This is a genomic window from Clostridium pascui (genome assembly GCF_016908015.1).
Lineage (GTDB): Bacteria > Bacillota > Clostridia > Clostridiales > Clostridiaceae > Clostridium_AK > Clostridium_AK pascui.
In genome coordinates, this window is record NZ_JAFBDB010000005.1 from 82,409 (window position 1) to 99,072 (window position 16,664).

Sequence of the window (16,664 nt, forward strand, 5' to 3'; positions counted from 1 at the left end):
ATATTATAATTTATCTATAAAAAGCAAGTAACCACATAAGTATGCCCATAATTATAATTACATTCTTTTTATTGAAAAAGCACCGTAACCTTAGCTCATAATTTGATATTTTTTATAAAAATATAGTTTTTTATGTAGAAAAGTACTAAAATAAAGATTGTACATTTAATATAATTCTTAAAGAAAGAGGTGTTTTAGTGAAACTTTTAAGACAATTAGCTATTATTCTTATAATAGGCTATTTGGGAGAACTAATACATACCATTTTCCATTTGACGATTCCTGGAAATGTTATAGGTATGTCAATTTTATTTGCCTGTCTTTATAAAGGCATTATAAAAGTGACTATGATTGATAAAATCACAGACTTTTTATTGGACCATTTAGCCTTCTTTTTTATACCTGCCGGAGTAGGTATACTTACTTGTTTACCTTTATTAAAAAACAAATGGGCAAGTTTTATTATAATTTGTCTTATAACAACTGTGTTAATTATAGTTGTTACAGGTTGGACCATTCAATTGTACATAAGGAGGATTGAAAAAAATGACTGAACTTTTAAACTCTCCTATGACTGGAGTGCTCATATCATTAATATGCTTTGAGCTAGGCTTATATATATACCATAAGACTAAGATACCATTTTTTAATCCATTATTAATAGCAATTATTTTAGTTATATTTATAGTTAAACTTTTCAATATTAGTTTAGATTCCTTTAATATGGGAGGTAACCTCATAAGCTTCTTTTTAGGACCTGCAACAGTTGTACTTGCAGTACCACTATATCATAAGCTTGATCTTATTAAAAAGTACTTTGCTCCCATACTTTTAGGAGTAACAGTTGGATCAATTACAGCAATGTTTAGCATATATTATATATCTAAATTATTTGGCCTTAACGATGAGCTTACATTTTCATTAGTACCTAAATCCATAACAACACCTATTGGAATAGAGGTTTCTAAGGTAATAGGAGGAATCCCTGCTATTACTGTAGCTGCTATTATATTTACAGGTATTGTAGGAGCAGTTATCGCTCCTTTAGTTTGTAAAGTATTTAAAATTAAAAATAAAATTGCTATAGGAATATCTATAGGCACAGCATCCCATGCTATAGGTACTACTAAAGCAATTGAGATGGGCGAAACGGAAGGTGCAATGTCAAGCCTTGCCATAGGAATTGCTGGCATTATAACCTCTCTTTTGGCTCCAATTTTAATTAGCATATTGTAAATAATCACTACATTTTTAATGGGGAATGTTTCGTATGGCATTCCCCATTAAAAATGTAGTGATTTCAATAAATCAAATAAACAACTATAACGTATTTTAATTCTTTACTTCTATTTTAAATGAAAATGAAGACGTATGTGTTTCATCCCATTCGCTGTTAATTTCATAAACATATATCCCTGTTTCATTAGGTGCATAAAAAAATCCTTCTTTTGTTCCTTTCAATGTTTTTTCAGAAATTATTTTTCCATTTCTCCAAAGAATAAGTGAAATATTTTTGGGTTTTAAAAAAACATCAAAACTAAAACTTACTTTTCCATTGGATTCTATGATTACAGGCTGTATATTTTTTACGCCCTCTTCAGGAGGTAATCCTAGAACACTATTTCCACCTTTACCTTTATTAAACCATGCATATGTAGATGGAACAATTTTGATTTCTAAATTATTATATTTTATTAATGGAATAGGTACCTTTCTTGGCAACTTAAAAGTCTTGAAACATAAAATTGAAATTGCTAAAACAAAAATTATCCCTAAAATCATCAACAATTTTTTCAATATTTAAACCTTCTTATCATATAAATTTATTTTCAATAAAAATAGAAAAATCCCCTTGAAATCATAGCGATTCTATAACTCTAAGAAACTTAATAGAATTTCGCCAAAGCGAAATTCTTTCCTTCAGTCAGTGGTCTGAATAATATTTTTAATGTTGAACATGAGTATAGAATTTGCATTGTAGAAAGCATTGAACAAACAATTAAAAGCTCTTTATTTCTGATTTTAAGGCGCCGTATAGAGCCTTCTATTGTTTGAGCGATAGCGAGTTTAGAAGGCTTAGGCGCCTTAAAAGGAAGAAATATTAGAGCTTTTTTGCGAAGTGAGGCTTTCCTAAATGCAAATTCTATACGACCCGTTCAACATTAAAAACGCTTAGCATTTTTCTTATAATATGAGTATCTGTGGAAAATTATGTTTAGTGCTGACCAAAAGGCACCCGCTGACCATCCTGCCAGTACATCACTTAAATAATGTACTCTCAAGTATACTCTACTTAATCCTATAGCTATGGCTAATATTATTAATAAAGTGGCAAAAAACCATCTTATAGGCATCGCCTTTAAATGAATTAATATAAGGTAAGAAGCCATTATTGCCAGTGTCATAAAAATCATAGCATGTCCACTTGGCAAGCTATACCCGCGTACTTCTATAATTCTTATATCAGGCCTATTTCTTTTAAAAGATGCCTTTAAAGCCTCATTTAAAAGCCATACTCCTAAAATATTTAATGTTAAGAATCCTGCTTCATTTTTAAGGTTTTTATAAATCAAAAATAAAGCTGCAAGTATTGTAATTATTATTACAGCTAATGAGTTTCCAAGCATGGTTATTTTATATATTATTTTACTTAATAAAGGTGTTTCTATAGATTTTACAAAATTTATAGCTACCTTATCTATAGCATAATTACCTCCATTTTCAAAGTACTCTTGTATTATGCTTAAAAATGCAAATAAAGATATAAAGGATACTAAGATCCCCAGTACAAAGTATTTCCATCTTTCATCATGTTTTCTGTACTTAGAAAATGAGTCTTTAAATCTTACTAAAAAACTTTTCAATTGTTTGCCCCCTCCAGATCATTCTATAACTATAATACAAAAAATGCCATGTTCTTACAACATGACATTTAAAATTTCTCATCATATAATTTTCAGGAGTTTATAAAAGACTTCATTAACTCTCTACTTCTGAATATGCGTTGTATATAAAGTCATATACCTTATCATATACATTAGTTGTTCCTATAACCACTATGATATCTTCGTCTTTAAATACATAGTCAGGTCCTGGAGATACTACTATTTTCCCATTTCTTCTGTAAGCTAACAAAGTAGCACCAGTAGCCTGCCAAAATCTTAATTCATTTATTTTCTTATTTAATACTTTACAATCCTCTTTTATTTCAACCTCAATAAGAGTAAATGGGGTTATATTTTTAAATCTATCTACAAAATCTAACACTTTTTCAAAATTCACTTCTATTTCTTCATCCAATTTTCTTTTTTTATCTATAAGGTCAAATATATTTTCTTTAACAGTTGCTAAATACTCAGTATCCTTATTTTTTTCTATAAACTTTTCAGCTGCTTGGATTGACATTATTTCTACACCACTGCCCTTTGTAGATAAAACAACATTCATATCTTCTAATAATGCTATTGCTCTTCTTATAGTTTCTGGAGATACGTTATACATACTAGCCAGTGTCGATCTTCCGCTTATCTTTTCACTAGATTTAAGTTCTCCAAGTACTATCTTATTTGCTATGTCCAGAGCTATATTTTTATATACTGCCCCTCCATGTGGATTTTTCATCTATATTCCTCCAATTTTCATTAGAAATGCTTTTTTACATGCTTTCGTTATAAATCAGTACATCAAATATAATATATCAAAACCCACCAAATTTCTAGTGTTTTTCACATTTTTCAAAGTAATCTATAGTTCCTCTATAAATTGCTCTTACAAAATAATCATCACTATCTTCATTAAATTCTTCTCTACTTAATCTTATAAGCTTTTGAATTATAGGAATCAACTGAATTCCATAAAGCTTCATACATTCTTCTGCCTTTATTCCTGGCCATGCATTGCAGCTTACAACTGTTCTTCTAATTGAAGTATTTACTTCTTTTGGAATGTTTTTATATATTTCATCATTTTCATATATAACTGTTTTATCTAGTGTTCCTGTAGGTATTCCCTCTACAGCTTTTACCTGAATAGGATTTATATCAGTCAAATATGGATCAGCAGTTAAATCTAGTATAACAGCATGAGGTTTTAAATATCCTAGAAGTCCATTATCTATTATATATTGTGAAGGATTATCTCTAGTTGATGCATCAACCAATATATCTGTGTTCTTAAGTATTTTTATTAACTCTTCTTTATCATTTGTTATACTTCTAGGAAGCATACTTACTATTACCCCTTTAGTATTTAGCTTGTTCATCTTTTTATTTAACTCTATGTTACCATACTTTCCTGCTGCCTTTGCTGCATAAAGCCCTACCATTCCCATACCTATTATAGATACATTTATACATTCCCTATCTAAAGAATAAAAATCCGGCATTATCTTTGATAATTCATTAAAGGCCATTTCTACGCCATTTCCAGAAGTACCATTATAATTTACTACTATTCTTTCTAAAAAGTCATTTCTTAAGGAATCCATAGAAATTCCAAATATATTTTTCTCCTTAAGCTTTTTCACCCTAGTATCTCTAGTAGGATAATGAAGCATACTTACTAAGGTTGAATTATCATTCATAATATCTATTTCTTTAAATTCTGGCGATCTTAAAACTACTACTATATCTTTTTTGTAACATTCTTCATTACTCACAAATCTTATATTTGGATTTACTTTCAAGTAATCCTCTTCTGTTATTCCCATTTTACTCCCATACTCTTCTTCTAAGTAAAATATACATTCTTCATTTTTTAACATATTAAAAAATTCTGGCAAGAAATCTCTTTTTTCCTTTTCTTCTTTATGCATTCTTGGAAATCCTAAAGTTATCATATTTATCACCCTTTTCAAAATTTTTAAAAATATGCACTGAAATTTTTTGACAACCTAACACTTGTATTATATAATTAAGTTGTTAATATATACAACTTAATTATACTTGCCAAGTTGTAATTTTTCAATACATTTATTTACATAATGAGAATTTATGTTATATATTTTTTGAATTTTGTGCAAATTGTTCGAAAATGATAATTGTAAATCAATAATTGATATAGGGGGATATTTTTATGGGTTACATAAAAAACTTTTTTAAAAAAGATGGATTTGATTTCGCCTTATCCATAGACTCAGAAGGGACAAACTTCGATAAAAACTTAGAAAATAACGTTAAACACTTAGAGAGATTACTTAAGTTAAATACAGATAATGATGTGTATACCATCCTTTTTATCACACCTTATTTTGCAGACATGCTGCATAAACTTAACTTAGTCCAGGTAATAAAAAAATATAAAGTAATTTTTGGTCTTCATATTCATCCAGATAATTTACCTGAAGAAATAAGTGTGAACTGCCCCTTCTTGAAAGAAAATGAGGAAATTTTAACTTCATACAATTATGAAGAACAAAAAACCTTGATAAAATTATGTTTAGACTATTTACATTCTAAAGAAATTGCTCCTATTGAGATATTTAGAGGCGGTTATTTCTCAATGGATGATAATACCGCTAAAGCATTGATAGAAGTAACAGATATAAAATACGAGTCTCATAATATTTATCGCAGCCAATATAAAGTTACAAAAAATCTTTTAACTCCTATTCCTGTTTATGCCTATAATGATGCTGAAGAGCTTAGATTAGAATACTTTAATTTAGAAAAATTGAGTGAGCTTTTAGTTGATGCCATGGAAAATAATAAAAAAGCCTTAGCTATTACTCATAGTTATCTTCTAGATCCTGAAGACTTTCATTATAAGAGAGATAATATAACTCCAGATATATATACTCGTCTAAAAGGCTTATTGAAAATGATAAGAGTTTATAAGCAAACTATAGAACCAATTGAAGGTTCAGAATTTTAAAAGGAGGATGAATTGTATGACAAATTATAAAGATATAGAGCTATGGAAAGATGTAACAGAAGAGCAGTGGAATGATTGGAAATGGCAAGTAAAAAATAGAATTACCTCAGTAGAACAATTAAAAAAAGTTATAAATATTCTTCCTGAAGAAGAAAATGCTATAGATAAGTGCTTAAAAACTTTGAGAATGGGGATATCACCTTATTATGCAACTTTAATAAACCCAAATGATCCTCAAGATCCTGTGAGAAAACAAGCTGTACCTACAATACACGAGTTAAATTTTTCAACAGCTGATATGAATGACCCACTTCATGAGGATGCTTCTTCACCAGTGCCAGGACTTACTCATGCTTATCCAGATAGAGTATTACTTTTAGTAACAGATATGTGTTCTATGTATTGCAGGCACTGCACAAGAAGAAGGTTTGCAGGACATAAGGATGATTCCATGCCCCAAGATAGGATAGATAAAGCTATAGAATATATAAGAAATACTCCAGTGGTTAGAGATGTTCTACTTTCTGGCGGAGATGCTCTTATGATAAGTGATGAAAAACTTGAATATATATTAAAGAAGCTTAGAGAAATTCCTCATGTGGAAATCATAAGACTTGGCACGCGAACTCCTGTAGTTAATCCAATGAGAATCACTGATGATTTGGTTAACATACTAAAGAAATATCATCCAATTTGGATTAATACTCACTTTAATCATCCAAATGAGATAACAAAAGATTCAATAGAAGCCTGTGAAAAACTAGCTAATGTTGGAATTCCCCTAGGAAATCAGACAGTACTTTTAAGAGGCATAAATGATTGTATTCATATCCAAAAGGATTTAGTTCATAAACTTGTAAAAATGAGGGTTAGACCTTATTATCTTTATCAATGCGATTTGTCTCAAGGTATAGAACATTTTAGAACTAAAGTTTCTAAAGGAATAGAAATCATCGAAGGATTACGTGGTCATACCTCTGGCTATGCTGTTCCTACATTTGTTGTAGACGCTCCAGGAGGTGGAGGTAAAATACCTGTAATGCCTCAATACTTAATAAGTCAATCACCAAATAAAATTGTACTTAGAAATTATGAAGGTGTTATAACTACTTATACTGAGCCAAAACATTCAGAAGACTCTACTTGTCATTGTCCTGTATGTAGTACTTCTGAAGAAACAACTACCGATACTGGAGTATCTTCTTTATTCCATGGAAAGAAAATTAATTTAGAACCTAAATCCTTAGATAGGAAAAAGAGAATTACTGAATATAAAAAACACTCCCACCATAATTAAATAAAGAGCTCTATCTTTTGAAAGATAGAGCTTTTTTATTATTCTATTTTAAATTTCTTTATTTCACCTGAAAGCTTTTGAGCCATTCTATTAAGCTCTTCTGATAATGCACTTACTTCTTCCATTTCAGCATTTTGTTCTTCTGTTACTCCACATACACTTTGTGTTGCATCTGCTATACTACTGGACATTTCTGAAACATCTTCCACTACCTTGACAACCTTATTTCTGCTATCATCTACATTTTTTAAGCTTTCAGTTATATTATTTATTTTTTGAACTACATGTTCTATTGCTGTATTTATTTCCTTAAATGTTTCTTTTGTGTTTTTAACTGCGTGATCTTGCTCTGACACTACTGATTCAGCATGCTTCATAGTGCTCTTTGCACGCTCAATATCCTTTTGTATATTGTTTATTATATTTTTTACATTACCTGTTGATTGCGCAGTATTTTCAGATAGTTTTCTTACTTCCTCTGCAACTACGGAGAATCCTCTTCCAGCTTCCCCTGCCCTTGCAGCTTCAATTGCCGCATTTAAAGCAAGTAAGTTTGTTTGCTCTGAAATTGAAGTTATTGTTTCTACAATACTTCCTATGCTGTTTGCTTTTTCGCTAAGTGAATTTATAACTTCTACTATTTCTAAAGATACTTCGTTATTTTCTTTATTTTTTTCCTCTAGTTTTTCAATAGTTTCAAATCCCTTATTGGATATTTCATATACCCTATTTGAAGATCCTTTACTGTCCTCTATATGCTCTACTACTTCATCTAATTCTGCTGATAGCTCATTAGCTGCTTGTACACCATCCTGTGCATTTTGAGCTCCCTTATCAATACTAATTGTGACATCACTAATTGTTTTTGCTACTTCTGTAATTGAAGTAGTAGTTTGTTGAGTTGATGCAAGCAGAGATTCTGAGGAATTAGATACTACCTGTGAAGCTTCAAGTATATCTTGTATAAGTCCTTGCATATTTCCTATCATCAAATTAAAGCTATTGCTTAAAGTTCCAAATTCATCTTTTGATTTATAAATACTTTTAACTGTTAAGTCTCCCTCTGATGCTTTTTTAATTAAATCAACTAAGTATATAAGAGGCTTAGTGAATTTATTTGAAAGAATATAAGTAATTACTATTACAATTATAAGAATAATAAGTCCTAAGAATATATTTGTATTTCTTATACTTGTTATCATTGCAAAGGCATCTGATTTCTTTTCTACAGTAATAACTGCCCAGTTATCTGAACTTCCTGGAAGTTTTATTGTTTCATAGGCACTAATTACCTTATTCCCATCCTTATCCTTATATTCCTTAATTCCTGAATTACCTTGTAATGCCTGCAATGTTATTTCTTTAAGTTCTTCAGGAACTACTATATCTTCTTGGTCAGTTTTAGGTGCACCACTTGCATCCTTTACTACTTTTCCAGAAGCGTCTTTTAATTTTACAGTCTTAGTTAAATTTTTATAATTATAAATTTCTTGAACTTGGTTTTTCTCTGGATGGGCTATAACAGCACCTTCTCCATCTATTACGTAAGCATAAGCTTTATTTGTACTATATTTCTCTACCATTTTTTGAAGCTCGTCCAACTTCAAGTCTGCATCCATAACTCCAAGCATCTTGCCTTTATCATCTAGTATAGGAAATATAATAGAGTTAATTGCTTCGCTATCGTCATTTACAGTTAAATAAGATTTGCTCACGAACGGTTTTTGAGTGGAAACTGATTGTTTGAACCACCATCTATCTGCTCTATTAGCAAGATTTCCCTTAGTCCTAGAAGTTTGGTCTCCTTTCATGTCCTGTATACAGAACAAATCAAAATAAGGATTTCTCCTTATTGTATCCTTTATGGCCTTTGTTTGAGCCGGTCCATCAAATCCTTTTATTATGTCACTACTAATAACTTCTTCAGTAAGCACATAGGCTTTATTCATGTAATCCGTAACTCCATTAGCAATAGTTTTGCCAAGAGTTGTATGATCTCCATATACATGTTCTTCTAAACTTCTTTGCATGGAGATATTAAAAATCAAATTGGATACTAGCAAAGGAATTGCAGCTATTAAAACTGCCATAAATATTAATTTTTGCTTTATTGATTTCATTTGTTCCCCCTCTTCCTTGCACAATTTACAGAAATTTTAATTTTGTAAATTAGCACATATCAATTTTTATTGAGATACTTCCTACATAATTTTTATATTTTTAATTTTATTACAAATTAACCTATCTTAATAGTTACTGAAATATTTGCTTATAAGTGTATAATATATCAAATATTAACAAAGTTCAATTAAATTTAACAATTTTCTATAAAATATTATAACTTTCTCCAAGGTATACACTTTGATACATACAAAATTCACTATATTCAAAATTTTGTATCATTTTTGTAAATCCTTTACATATATTTTCGGCAAAGTTTTTCAAAACTTTAGTTTATTTATCTTGATAAGTTTATTATATCTTTAAGTCCTGCTGCCGCAGCTCCTAAAGGATTAGAAGCTCCTCCTAATACATATATTTCCCCCATAGTATCCGTACTAAATACTACTCCCTTGTTTGTATCTTCTACATAAGATAATATATCATTTTGATAAACTTCCATAGGTTTTACTTCAATATTAACCTTATCATTTTCTTTATAAGCATAGGCTAGAAGTTTTAATTTCGCATTTTTATTTTTAGCTCTTTTTATATCTTCTTGTTTGATCTCATCTATACCTTTTATGCTTATGTCTCTTAAACTATATTCCGAGTTCATAAGACTATTAGCTAAAATCAATATCTTAGTTGCACTGTCCGTCCCCTCTATATCCAATTTTGGATTTCTTTCTGCTATTCCTTTTTCTTGTGCTTCTATCAACGCTTCATTAAAAGAAATATTACTTTGATGCATTTTACTTAAAATATAATTGGTAGTTCCATTTAAAATTCCCTTAATAGAGTTAATTTTGCATCCTGCTAAACTATATTGTCCCACGTCCATAGTCGGAAGCGCAGCAGCGGTAGCTCCACTATATTTTATTTTTGCATCCTTTTCTTTTGCAGTATTCATTATAAAAGAAAAGTTTGAAACCAATGATCCTTTAGAAAGAAACACGATGTCCATTCCAGAGTTAATTGCGTTTATCGTATGCCCTAAACCTACTCCTCCATTTATATCACTTGGGGTGCAATCTACAAAAATATCTCCTTCATATATTGGATAGTTGTAAAAGGAATCACTATTTTTTTCTCCATATTCTATAAGTCCATCAGAACCGGTAGTGCATTCTAAAAGCATGTCCAAATTTAATCCATTATATTCAAATATACAACCCTTACTTCCTATAACTCCACTTAAAATTAAATTAACGTTATACTGTTCATATATTTCTGAATACTTATCTTTAATAAGCTTTATTAGTTTTTTTCCGACATTTCCATATCCGCATACTATTATTCTTTTATCCATTAATACAATCACCCCTTACAGAATACTGATTTATTATAATTATATCACAATTTTGACAAATATATAGCAAAAATAACAGTAAATAAGCAATAAAAGCTCATTTACTGTCATTTATAAAGATCCTTATATATAATTTTAAATACCTCTAGTGCTTCCTCTATTTTAATCTTCAAAAGTTCTTTTTTGTCATCAAATTCAACATAACCTGCTTCTGTAAGTGTATATATTTTTTGCATTCTATTTTGAGAATCATCCCACTTACCAACTATAAATTTTTCTTTCTCAAGTTTTTTCAAAAGAGGATATATACCTCCAGTACTTGGTATCCATAATCCTCTTGTTCTTTCCCCTATTTTATGTGCAATATCATTTCCATTAGTTGGCCCTAAACTGAGTACATAAAGAACATATAGAGGCAGCAGCCCTTTAGTAAATACCTGTCCTACCGCTTCCTTTTCCTTTTCTACTTTTTTTAATTCTAATAATTTCTTTTTATATTCTTCATATAGCCTTTTTTCTTCAAGCTTAGAGTCCTTGCCCATATTAGACATATATTATTACTCCTCTACTAAAATCAAGCCAACCAAACCTGGTCCACTGTGCACTCCTGCTACAGGACTTATTTGACCTCCAAAGAATCCTTCTACTACATTTTCATGTGTTGAAATCGAATCATATACCTTTTTTGATTCTTCTAAAGCATCTCCATGAACTATATACAACTTGCACTTCTTTTTGTCTAAGGTTTCTTTGGCAAGCTCTAAAAGCCTATTTAATGATTGCTTTCTTCCTCTTACCTTATCATAAGTATAATACTTCCCATCATTTATATCTACACCTATTATTGGTTTGATATTAAGAAGTTCTGCAATGGTTCCAGACACCTTTCCAATTCTTCCGCCTTTTTTTAGGTATTCTAATGTGCCTACTACAAAAAATAAATGTACTTTATCTCTTATTCTTGGTATCTCATTTACTATATCAGCAAAACTCATTCCCTTAGCTATCATTTCTCCACATTTTTGGGCTAAAATACCTTCTCCCATGGAAATAGAGCGTGAATCGTATACATGTATATTTAAATTAGGATGATTTTCGCTTACTAGCTTAACACTATTATATATACCTGAAAGTCCTGAAGAAAGTGTAATTATAATAGCATGAGTGTACCCTTCATTTTCTAACTTCGTTAACAAATCTTCTGTATCTTGCATAGAAGGCAGCGAGGATGTTGGTACTTCAATTTTAAAATTATCATAGACCTCTTGAGGAGTTATCTCTAATTTATCCTTATATTCTCTGTCACTATATATAATCCTAAATGGCAAAATCTCTATATTATATTTTTTTATAATATCTTCATGTAAATCAGCAGCTGTATCTGTGATTAAAGCTATTTTTTCCAATAGATATTCCTCCCTATCAATATATCTTCTTAATTAGTATTTCATATATTATATAAATTATATCATCTTTCAAACAATTATCAATACTGATATATATCAGTATTGATACCAATCACCATTGATACCGATATTACTAGTAATAGTTCATATTTTTATTTATTTTTATTAAATATTTAGCTATACTAGTACCGAGGTGCTGATGAATGGAAAATATAAATAATCTAAATGAACTACAAAGTTTTATAAATAACAATACTTTTGCATTTTTATATGTATCTTCTAAAAATTGTAGTGTATGCGCTCCCCTTTTTCTTAAGATAAAAGAAATGCTATCAGAATTCCCAAATATTAATTTAAGGAAAATGGATTTGGATGAACTTCCCGAAGTAGGTTCTACTTTATCCTTATTTACTGTTCCTATGATGATACTATTTATTGAAGGGCACGAAACGTTTAGGGAATCTAGATTTGTAAAAATAAATCAGTTTAAAGAAAACATAAAAAGAATTTATGAGATTTATTATAACTAAACTATAATGCTATACTATTGTATATTTAGGAGGAACATAATGAAGATAGTTTGCATCGGAGATAGCCTAACTTATGGGTATGGTGTACCTAAGGAAAATAGCTGGATACACTTAGCGTCTGAGATATCAAATAATACCTTTATAAATTCAGGTTTAAACGGTGATACAACCTCAGGTATGCTCTTTAGACTTGAAGAAGACTTAATAGCTTTGAACCCTGACAAAGCATTTATAATGGGTGGGACTAATGACTTTTTAATGGGATACAAATTACAAAACACAATTGAGAATATAGATCTTATAATTGATGAATGTATACACAATAATATAACCCCTTATCTAGGTATCCAAATGAAAATAGATAAAAAATCAGCTGAACTTTATTGGAGTTCTTATATAAATTATGATGAAGTTAATTTAAAAATTGAAGAGTATAGAACTCATTTGATAAAAAAGTTAAAAAGTCAAAATTTAGTTTACTTTGATTTTTATGAGGTATTTGAAAATAACCTCATAAAGAATTTATATACAGATGGAATACATCCAAGTATTTATGGTCATAAATTAATGAGTTCCATAATAGAATTTTAGTACATAAGAAATGTTAAAACTTTATTAAAAAAGTTAAAATATTTGAAAAATAAAAACTTTAATATTTTTTGATAATTTTTTAACATAGATATTTTACTTATCACAAAAACGTGATAAAATATTTTCGTCGGTATTCTTATGAAACTGAACAAATAAGTTTAATAAGAAAGTTCCGAATTATATCCTTATCAAGGAATAAGAACGGAGGTAAGATTTATGGAAAAAAATCTAAGAACTACTACCCACATTAACACTAGACAGCTTGCCGTAGTTGGTATGTTGTCCGCTATTTCCATCATACTTGGAGCTACTGGATTAGGATTTATACCTATTCCCCCTGCAAAGGCAACCATAATGCATATACCTGTAATTATAGGTGCTATTGTCGAGGGGCCTATGGTTGGCGCCCTAATCGGACTTATGTTTGGTGTATTTAGCGTAATACAGTCTGTTATAAATCCAACACCACTATCCCCTATATTTATGAATCCTTTAGTTTCAGTTTTACCAAGAGTTTTAATAGGTATAGTTTCTTATTATTGTTACATATCTATTAAAAATATTCCTTTTATAAAAAAATCAAATATGGTTAAAATAGGAATTACTGCAGCTATAGGTACTCTTACTAACACTGTAGGTGTACTTGGCATGATGTATGTCTTATACGTAGAGAAATATGCTCAAATCTTGCATATAAGCTCCTCTGCGGCTAAAAAAGGCATAATTGCCATAGGTGCTACTAATGGCTTACCTGAAATAACAGTATCAATACTTATAACCATACCAGTAGTAATGGCAGTAAAAAAACTTAAAAAGTAATTTATACTCCCGATTTTTCTAATCGGGAGTTTTTTGAATACAAGTATCTTTTTATATGATATATATTTAAAATAAAAAGCAAACATAAAAGTGAGGTTTTGAAAATGGAAGAAATAAAATTTATAGATATAGAAGGCATTAGTGTGGGTCACGCACAGGATATCGAAGGAGCTACAGGCTGCTCTGTTGTAATATGTAAGGATGGTGCTACAGCTGGAGTAGATGTACGTGGCGGCGCACCAGGAACTCGTGAAACTGATCTTTTAAATCCCGTGAATCTTGTTGATAAAATACATGCAGTAGTTTTATCTGGTGGAAGTGCCTTTGGTCTTGAAGCATCTAATGGCGTAATGCAATATCTAGAAGAACAAGATATTGGATTTGATGTAACTGTGGCTAAAGTTCCAATAGTATGTTCTGCAGTTCTTTTTGACTTAGTTATTGGCAATCCTAAGGTTCGTCCTGACAAGTCTATGGGATATAACGCTTGCTTAGATTCGGAAAAAAACAATAAAGACGTTCAGGGAAATATAGGAGCTGGAACTGGAGCTACCGTTGGAAAAATACTTGGTCCAGAACACTCTATGAAAGGCGGATTAGGCTCTTATTCAGTTAAAGTCGGTGATCTTGAAGTTGGAGCATTAATAGCTGTTAATTGTCTAGGAGATGTAGTAAACCCTGAAAATGGCAAAATAATGGCTGGAGCTATTGACGAAAACTTAAACTTTTTAAACACAGAAACCGTAATGATATCTCAATATAGCGAAAAGAAAAATTTATTTTCAGGAAATACCACTATTGGAGTTGTGGTAACTAATGCTAAACTTACAAAAGCTCAAGCAAGTAAGGTGGCTTCTATGGCACACAACGGATATGGAAGAACCATGCGTCCCGCTCATTCCATGGCTGATGGAGATACTATATTTACCATGGCTACAGGAACAGTTGATGCTGATATAAACGTAATAGGACTTTTAGCGGCGCGCGTTGTAGAAAAAGCTGTTATAAATGCCATAACTCATGCAGACTCACAGTATGGGCTTATGGCTTGGAGAGACCTTCCCCATGAGGTTTAACAACATTTTTAATGCTCTGGGTCGTATAGAATTTTCATCTAGGAAGACATTGAGTTATGGTAGCATCTCAGCAAACTGAGATGTACTGATTTATAACGAAATCATAGATTTCTATAAAGCATGCAAGAACAGCTAATATTTATAAATTTAAAATTCCTAAGCCGTCTAAACTCGCTGTCGCTCAGACAGTAGGCGGCTCTTAACGGTATTTTGAATTTATAAATAAAGCCGTTTTAGAACTTGTTTACTGCTTTCTATCTACTTATGAAGCACCATGCTTACATGAGGAATGCCTCCTTCATAAAATAATTCTCCATAAGGTGTAAAATTAAGCATCTCATAAAATCCTTCTGCATGCTTTTGTGCATGAATATGTATTTCATGAGCCCCTAATTCAAAAGACTTTTTTACTAAGTTTTCTACTAGCATCTTACCTATACTTTTACCTCTATATCCCTTTAATACTGCAATTCTTCCCAGCGAGCAGCTATCCCCTTTAAAAATTATCCTTCCAGTAGCTATAGGCACATTATCACTATAGAATATAATATGTTTAGAAGATACATCTAATTTATCCCTTTCAACTTCTTCTGGTACATTTTGTTCTTCAATAAATACCCTTTTCCGTATTTCATGTGCATCTCTTAAATCATCATCTCCTGCTTTCCATACCACTTTAAACACTTCAACATCTCCCTTCATGATTTTATTATATAAGAATTTTTTAAAATATTTAATAAAAAATCACACTTTTATCAATTCTACCAATAAATTCATTATAAATATGTACCAAAAATCTTTCATGTCCGATTCTTCATAAAATATACTAAGTATAAAATATCTTAAAAAGAGTAAATTAATTTATATATATTATATTTATTTAACATTGTATTTATTTAATAAAAATACTTACTAAAGCAAATAAGGGAGGAATAACAATGAGAATGCATAAGAAAAATGGATATGTATTAGGAGCTGCCATGGTAGCTGCTGCAGCTGGTGTAGGTACTTTAATATACAAAACAGTTAATAAAAAGTCCAATGATAATGAATTTGAAGATAAAGACGGAACTATAGAAATTGAAGAACTAGAAGATCTTCCAGGCAATGGCGAAATCTATGGAAATTTTAATAAAGTTGATAACATGAATACTTTTACCAATACTTCTACAAATACAAGTACTACTACAAATACTTTTTCAGATATAAATTATGGTGAAGATAATCAAATGAAAAACAATATAAATATAGATCAAAATGTAAGTAAAAGCTTCCAGGAAGAAGCTAAAAAAGATAGAGATGACCTAACCAACTTATGGAAAAGGGATTTTGATGCAACACTTAAAGGTGCTCCTAAAAATCCTGAAAAAGACTCTAATACTTTAGGAACAAATAATGCATTTACAAACACTGCTGATTTAAATACTACCACCGTCAACTCTTCACCAACTTTAAGCTATACTGTAGGAGAAGCGATGCATGATGCATTTAATAACAGTGTTAATTCAAATAATGATAATGATTATTCTTTCAATAAAAAAAATGCTGAAGCAATTAAAAATTATTATGATCAATATAAGAGAAATTAAAGGGATGCTATTT

18 protein-coding genes are annotated in these 16,664 nt (G+C 30.3%); 9 read left to right on the plus strand and 9 right to left on the minus strand.

The window, feature by feature from the left end:
* The first annotated feature begins 197 nt into the window (after positions 1-197).
* On the plus strand, positions 198-554 hold the full coding sequence (locus tag JOC70_RS12910; protein WP_204599314.1) for a CidA/LrgA family protein: 357 nt from the start codon (positions 198-200) through the stop codon (positions 552-554).
* Positions 547-1,236 carry an LrgB family protein gene (locus JOC70_RS12915; protein WP_204599315.1) on the plus strand — a complete coding sequence of 230 codons (690 nt, stop codon included), beginning with the start codon at positions 547-549 and terminating at the stop codon, positions 1,234-1,236. The genes JOC70_RS12910 and JOC70_RS12915 overlap by 8 nt, the downstream gene beginning before the upstream one ends.
* A gap of 96 nt (positions 1,237-1,332) precedes the next feature.
* Here JOC70_RS12915 and JOC70_RS12920 read toward each other — a convergent pair whose 3' ends face one another.
* The 4 genes from JOC70_RS12920 to JOC70_RS12935 form a co-directional block, all read right to left on the minus strand.
* A complete protein-coding gene (locus JOC70_RS12920; protein WP_204599316.1) occupies positions 1,333-1,797 on the minus strand; it encodes a hypothetical protein in 465 nt (154 codons plus the stop codon).
* A 365-nt stretch (positions 1,798-2,162) separates the two neighbouring features.
* Positions 2,163-2,864 carry a phosphatase PAP2 family protein gene (locus JOC70_RS12925; protein ID WP_204599317.1) on the minus strand — a complete coding sequence of 234 codons (702 nt, stop codon included), beginning with the start codon at positions 2,862-2,864 and terminating at the stop codon, positions 2,163-2,165.
* A gap of 115 nt (positions 2,865-2,979) precedes the next feature.
* Entirely contained in the window at positions 2,980-3,621 is a 642-nt protein-coding gene (locus JOC70_RS12930) for a GntR family transcriptional regulator (protein ID WP_204599318.1), read from the minus strand.
* A 94-nt stretch (positions 3,622-3,715) separates the two neighbouring features.
* Positions 3,716-4,837 carry an alanine dehydrogenase gene (locus JOC70_RS12935; RefSeq protein WP_204599319.1) on the minus strand — a complete coding sequence of 374 codons (1,122 nt, stop codon included), beginning with the start codon at positions 4,835-4,837 and terminating at the stop codon, positions 3,716-3,718.
* Positions 4,838-5,073: 236 nt separating this feature from the next.
* Here JOC70_RS12935 and JOC70_RS12940 point away from each other — a divergent pair, with 236 nt between their 5' ends.
* Both JOC70_RS12940 and kamA read left to right on the plus strand, forming a co-directional pair.
* Positions 5,074-5,871, plus strand: a complete 798-nt coding sequence (locus tag JOC70_RS12940; RefSeq protein WP_204599320.1) for a polysaccharide deacetylase family protein — start codon at positions 5,074-5,076, stop codon at positions 5,869-5,871.
* A gap of 16 nt (positions 5,872-5,887) precedes the next feature.
* Positions 5,888-7,168: a lysine 2,3-aminomutase gene (gene kamA, locus JOC70_RS12945; protein ID WP_204599321.1), complete on the plus strand. Its 1,281-nt coding sequence runs from the start codon at positions 5,888-5,890 to the stop codon at positions 7,166-7,168.
* 38 nt (positions 7,169-7,206) lie between these two features.
* Here kamA and JOC70_RS12950 read toward each other — a convergent pair whose 3' ends face one another.
* The 4 genes from JOC70_RS12950 to JOC70_RS12965 form a co-directional block, all read right to left on the minus strand.
* Complete coding sequence (locus JOC70_RS12950; RefSeq protein ID WP_204599322.1) at positions 7,207-9,288, minus strand: methyl-accepting chemotaxis protein; 2,082 nt, start codon at positions 9,286-9,288, stop codon at positions 7,207-7,209.
* Between the two features lie 338 nt (positions 9,289-9,626).
* A complete protein-coding gene (locus JOC70_RS12955) occupies positions 9,627-10,640 on the minus strand; it encodes a homoserine dehydrogenase (protein WP_204599323.1) in 1,014 nt (337 codons plus the stop codon).
* A 107-nt stretch (positions 10,641-10,747) separates the two neighbouring features.
* Complete coding sequence (locus tag JOC70_RS12960) at positions 10,748-11,191, minus strand: PadR family transcriptional regulator (RefSeq protein ID WP_423880679.1); 444 nt, start codon at positions 11,189-11,191, stop codon at positions 10,748-10,750.
* A 6-nt stretch (positions 11,192-11,197) separates the two neighbouring features.
* On the minus strand, positions 11,198-12,046 hold the full coding sequence (locus tag JOC70_RS12965) for a DegV family protein (RefSeq protein WP_204599324.1): 849 nt from the start codon (positions 12,044-12,046) through the stop codon (positions 11,198-11,200).
* 203 nt (positions 12,047-12,249) lie between these two features.
* Between JOC70_RS12965 and JOC70_RS12970 the strand changes: the two genes are divergently transcribed.
* From JOC70_RS12970 to JOC70_RS12985, 4 genes are all read left to right on the plus strand, one after another.
* Positions 12,250-12,576: a thioredoxin family protein gene (locus JOC70_RS12970; protein WP_204599325.1), complete on the plus strand. Its 327-nt coding sequence runs from the start codon at positions 12,250-12,252 to the stop codon at positions 12,574-12,576.
* A 39-nt stretch (positions 12,577-12,615) separates the two neighbouring features.
* Positions 12,616-13,167 carry a GDSL-type esterase/lipase family protein gene (locus tag JOC70_RS12975; RefSeq protein ID WP_204599326.1) on the plus strand — a complete coding sequence of 184 codons (552 nt, stop codon included), beginning with the start codon at positions 12,616-12,618 and terminating at the stop codon, positions 13,165-13,167.
* 216 nt (positions 13,168-13,383) lie between these two features.
* A complete protein-coding gene (locus JOC70_RS12980; RefSeq protein WP_204599327.1) occupies positions 13,384-13,986 on the plus strand; it encodes an ECF transporter S component in 603 nt (200 codons plus the stop codon).
* 104 nt (positions 13,987-14,090) lie between these two features.
* On the plus strand, positions 14,091-15,062 hold the full coding sequence (locus JOC70_RS12985; protein ID WP_204599328.1) for a P1 family peptidase: 972 nt from the start codon (positions 14,091-14,093) through the stop codon (positions 15,060-15,062).
* A gap of 258 nt (positions 15,063-15,320) precedes the next feature.
* Here the strand turns inward: JOC70_RS12985 and JOC70_RS12990 are convergent, their stop codons facing one another.
* On the minus strand, positions 15,321-15,746 hold the full coding sequence (locus JOC70_RS12990; protein WP_204599329.1) for a GNAT family N-acetyltransferase: 426 nt from the start codon (positions 15,744-15,746) through the stop codon (positions 15,321-15,323).
* A gap of 254 nt (positions 15,747-16,000) precedes the next feature.
* Between JOC70_RS12990 and JOC70_RS12995 the strand changes: the two genes are divergently transcribed.
* A complete protein-coding gene (locus tag JOC70_RS12995) occupies positions 16,001-16,651 on the plus strand; it encodes a hypothetical protein (RefSeq protein WP_204599330.1) in 651 nt (216 codons plus the stop codon).
* Positions 16,652-16,664 lie beyond the last annotated feature (13 nt).

Coding starts and splice junctions, on each gene's coding strand:
- JOC70_RS12915 (WP_204599315.1), top strand. CDS start 547: ATGACTGAACTTTTAAACTCTCCTATGACTGGAGTGCTCATATCATTA.
- JOC70_RS12930 (WP_204599318.1), bottom strand. CDS start 3,621: ATGAAAAATCCACATGGAGGGGCAGTATATAAAAATATAGCTCTGGAC.
- JOC70_RS12935 (WP_204599319.1), bottom strand. CDS start 4,837: ATGATAACTTTAGGATTTCCAAGAATGCATAAAGAAGAAAAGGAAAAA.
- JOC70_RS12940 (WP_204599320.1), top strand. CDS start 5,074: ATGGGTTACATAAAAAACTTTTTTAAAAAAGATGGATTTGATTTCGCC.
- kamA (WP_204599321.1), top strand. CDS start 5,888: ATGACAAATTATAAAGATATAGAGCTATGGAAAGATGTAACAGAAGAG.
- JOC70_RS12950 (WP_204599322.1), bottom strand. CDS start 9,288: ATGAAATCAATAAAGCAAAAATTAATATTTATGGCAGTTTTAATAGCT.
- JOC70_RS12955 (WP_204599323.1), bottom strand. CDS start 10,640: ATGGATAAAAGAATAATAGTATGCGGATATGGAAATGTCGGAAAAAAA.
- JOC70_RS12960 (WP_423880679.1), bottom strand. CDS start 11,191: ATGTCTAATATGGGCAAGGACTCTAAGCTTGAAGAAAAAAGGCTATAT.
- JOC70_RS12970 (WP_204599325.1), top strand. CDS start 12,250: ATGGAAAATATAAATAATCTAAATGAACTACAAAGTTTTATAAATAAC.
- JOC70_RS12975 (WP_204599326.1), top strand. CDS start 12,616: ATGAAGATAGTTTGCATCGGAGATAGCCTAACTTATGGGTATGGTGTA.
- JOC70_RS12980 (WP_204599327.1), top strand. CDS start 13,384: ATGGAAAAAAATCTAAGAACTACTACCCACATTAACACTAGACAGCTT.
- JOC70_RS12985 (WP_204599328.1), top strand. CDS start 14,091: ATGGAAGAAATAAAATTTATAGATATAGAAGGCATTAGTGTGGGTCAC.
- JOC70_RS12995 (WP_204599330.1), top strand. CDS start 16,001: ATGAGAATGCATAAGAAAAATGGATATGTATTAGGAGCTGCCATGGTA.